This is a genomic window from uncultured Dialister sp. (genome assembly GCF_937959425.1).
Lineage (GTDB): Bacteria > Bacillota > Negativicutes > Veillonellales > Dialisteraceae > Dialister.
The window spans coordinates 1-3,220 of the sequence record NZ_CALGPS010000040.1; the positions used below are offsets into that span (position 1 = coordinate 1).

The window sequence follows — 3,220 nt, forward strand, 5'->3', positions numbered from 1 at the left end:
CCCGCTCCGCAGGCGATGGGGCTTTACCCTTCGGGCAAAAGGTTGTGTTCGCTGGCGCTCAGGGGGCCTCAGCGCCTATGGCGCTGAGAGGTTGTGGATTGCCCATGGACACGCCTGCGGCGTGAGGGTTCAGAGGGTTCTGAAGGAAGGTTAACGCCCGCTCCGCAGGCGATGGGGCTTTACCCTTCGGGCAAAAGGTTGTGTTCGCTGGAGTGACGCCAGTTCCCTTGCCACCCCTATGCAGGGGGGCAGAATAGGCCGCTCTATGCTTTCCCGCAGAGTCATGTGGCACACTGCCCAGCATCCATAGTGCCCCCTCGAAGAGGGGGAAAGGTGGTGCCGTAAGGCACCAAAGGGGGGAACGCTTTTCCATCGCGCCGCAGGCGCGGTTGTATGGTTTTCGCTGCGGACAGCGGATAGCGGATAGCGGACAGCCGACAGCCGATAGCCGACAGCCCCTACCCTTCCAGTCTCCCCTCCCGGATTCTCAGCACCCGGGTGTGGTATTTATCCAGGGTAGACCTGTGGCCTACGCTGATAAGGGTGATGCCGGGCAGGGAGGAAAGGAGGCGGTAGAGACGGTTTTCCGTTTCCTCGTCCATGGCGGAGGTGGCTTCGTCCAGGAATACCCAGCGGGGACGGGTAATGAAGATACGGACGAAGGCCAGTTTCTGCTGTTCCCCCAGGGAGAGGATGTGGCTCCAGTCTCCTTCATCCTCCAGGTGGGCTGCCCAGGAGGCGAGGCCGCATGTTTCCATAAGTTTCTTCAGTTCTTCTTCCTTCCCCTCTCCGCCGGGATAGAGGGCCGCTTCTTTCAGTGTGCCTATGGGCATGTAGGGTTTCTGGGGGATGAAGAGACTGTTTTTGGCAGAGGGCAGGTGGATTTCTCCTTCCCCAAAAGGCCAGAGGCCGGCAAGCAGGCGGAGAAGGGTAGATTTTCCGGAGCCCGATGGACCTTTCAGGATGACCCTATCCCCTTCTTCTATGGTGCAGGACAGGTCGGTGAGAAGAGGCTTCCCGTCAGGGAGGGATACATTGACATGAGAGAGGGTAAGGGTTTCACTGCCTTCCTTTCTTACCAGTTTCTTCTCCTCTCCCTCCGTTTCCCGAAGCATTTGGTCCATGTGTTCATCAAAGGTGAGCAGTCGTTCCACGCAGGACATCCATTCCGCCAGGGAGGAGTATACGTCCACAAAGTAGGACATGGATTCCTGCACCTTACCGAAGCAGTTGGCCACCTGCATGAGGCCGCCCAGGGAAATATTTCTGGACAGGTACCTCGGCGCCGCCACCACAAAGGGGAAGATAATGGCAATCTGTCCGTAAGAGTTGGTGAGCCAGGAAAGCTGTTTCTGTTTCCGGATAATGTACACCGTATTCACCAGAAGTTTGTGAAAACGGCTGGTGAGGATTTTCTTTTCCTCTCCTCCCCCGTGGTAGAAGGCCACGCTTTCCGATGTTTCACGGAGCCGCACCATGGCATAGCGGAAGTCCGCTTCCAGTTTCTGCTGCAGGAAATTGAGGCCTACCAGTTTATGGCCCACCTTGTGGGTAAGCCAGGTACCGATAACCGAATAGGCCAGGGCCGTCCACACCAGGTAGCCGTAGATATGGAAGGTGCTGCCGAATAGGGAAAAGGACAGGGGTTCCGACAGGGACCAGAGGACAAAGATGAAGCAGAAAATGGTGGTCACCGCCCGAAGAAGGCCTGCCGTGAAGGACAGGGTGCGGGAGGTGAAAAGGTTAATGTCTTCGGAAATACGCTGATCCGGGTTATCGGAGCGGCCGCCGGAAAACATTTCCAGCCGATAGAACATCTGCCGGGCAGTCCAGCGGGAAAGGTATTTTTCCGTCATCCACCGGCGCCAGCGGAGGGCCAGGGTCTGCTGCAGGTAGTAGGCATACACGGAAAAAGCGATGTGTCCGAAAGCGATGGCTGTAAAGCGGATAAGGCCGTGGTATACGGCGTCGCTGTCATAATTCTGCAGGGCACTGTAAAACTCATTGAACCAGTCATTCAGAAGAAGGGTCATGTACACCGCCGCCATGGTAAGGATGACGATCCCCAGAAGGTACAGCCAGGCGCTCTTCTTCTCTTCGCTTTTCCAATACCGGGCCGTGAGCTGCCACAAAGCTTTCGCCGTTTCCCGGTTCCACTGTCCTGAAACCATAGTCCCTCCTTATTTCAACAATGCAGGAAATATTCCTTATTATACTACAGGAAGAAAGGCCGGTGAAAATGGCACGCAAAAGGCCCGGAAAAGAGGGACTGCTCTTTCCCGGGCCTTTCTTAAGGGGTGGTTTGTATGAACGAATTAATAAATTTGGGAGGGAGATAATTGTAAGAAAAGCAATTGAAACAAAGGATTGAGCCTGCCGCCGGACCGTGCTTCAGGCGGCAGGGCTCAGCATATTGAAACTATTTCCATTCGCATCACCAGGAATCAACGTTTCAAAAATATCAGTCAATGGAAATCCGATGGGATTCTTCTACTTTCTTCGGATCCTCTTTCGGAAGGTCAATCTTCAGCACGCCGTCTTTCAGGCTGGCTTTAATGCCTTCTTCTTTAATGCCTTTCACAGAGAACTGACGGGAGAATCCAACGGCGCCTCTCTCATGACGGATGTAATGTTTCTCTTCGTCTTTCGTTTCTTTCTTGTCTTCCCGTTTAGCGGCGATAGAAAGAATACCGTTTTCGTAGTTGATATGGATTTCATCTTTTGTAAATCCGGGCATATCACAGGTGATTTCGTAGTGATCCTTCAGATCCTCGATATCCACCTTCGGTACGGCTACATAATCTTTATAAACGGTAGGAATATCATCAAAGAAATGATCAAGAACGCTGTCACCAAATAAACCTTCAAATGGAATCATGCTGCCCATAATCAAAGACCTCTTTCCTTTGTATTTGTTATGATGTTCAGGTGTCCGGGAGCCTTTCCGGTTTCCCTTCGGGCTCCCTTTCCTCCTGACAACTATAGTATAGCACTTTTAGCACTCTTGTCAATAGAGTGCTAAAATATTTTTGACTTTTATTTTTATCATTTTGACTATTATCGTGTTTTCCGTTTGTTTACTATTGTTTATTTGACTATTTTGACAAGGTAGGAAGTAAAAAGGGAGGGGCGCGGCTGACGCCGCAGGTTGTGCAGAAGGGTTGTGGAAGAAAAGGTTGACGGAGCCTGTGGGCCCGAGGGTTCTTAAGGTTCTTAAGTT

Annotated in this window: 3 protein-coding genes; 1 reads left to right on the plus strand and 2 read right to left on the minus strand. The window is 52.3% G+C overall.

What is annotated here, in order from left to right; all coding sequences use genetic code 11:
* Positions 1-458: 458 nt before the first annotated feature.
* Positions 459-2,171 (minus strand): ABC transporter ATP-binding protein/permease, encoded by a 1,713-nt coding sequence (locus Q0482_RS01860; RefSeq protein ID WP_299142632.1) that lies wholly within the window; start codon positions 2,169-2,171, stop codon positions 459-461.
* Positions 2,172-2,191: 20 nt separating this feature from the next.
* On the opposite strand from Q0482_RS01860, the gene Q0482_RS01865 reads away from it, so the two are divergent.
* The gene (locus Q0482_RS01865) at positions 2,192-2,371 is read left to right on the plus strand and encodes a hypothetical protein (protein WP_299142634.1); all 180 of its coding nucleotides are present in this window, start codon (positions 2,192-2,194) and stop codon (positions 2,369-2,371) included.
* A gap of 90 nt (positions 2,372-2,461) precedes the next feature.
* Here the strand turns inward: Q0482_RS01865 and Q0482_RS01870 are convergent, their stop codons facing one another.
* Positions 2,462-2,878 (minus strand): Hsp20/alpha crystallin family protein, encoded by a 417-nt coding sequence (locus tag Q0482_RS01870; protein ID WP_299142635.1) that lies wholly within the window; start codon positions 2,876-2,878, stop codon positions 2,462-2,464.
* Positions 2,879-3,220: the final 342 nt, after the last annotated feature.

What these genes read in the sequence shown, in the direction of transcription:
- Q0482_RS01860 (WP_299142632.1), bottom strand. Translation starts at nt 2,171, where the DNA reads ATGGTTTCAGGACAGTGGAACCGGGAAACGGCGAAAGCTTTGTGGCAG.
- Q0482_RS01865 (WP_299142634.1), top strand. Translation starts at nt 2,192, where the DNA reads ATGCAGGAAATATTCCTTATTATACTACAGGAAGAAAGGCCGGTGAAA.
- Q0482_RS01870 (WP_299142635.1), bottom strand. Translation starts at nt 2,878, where the DNA reads ATGATTCCATTTGAAGGTTTATTTGGTGACAGCGTTCTTGATCATTTC.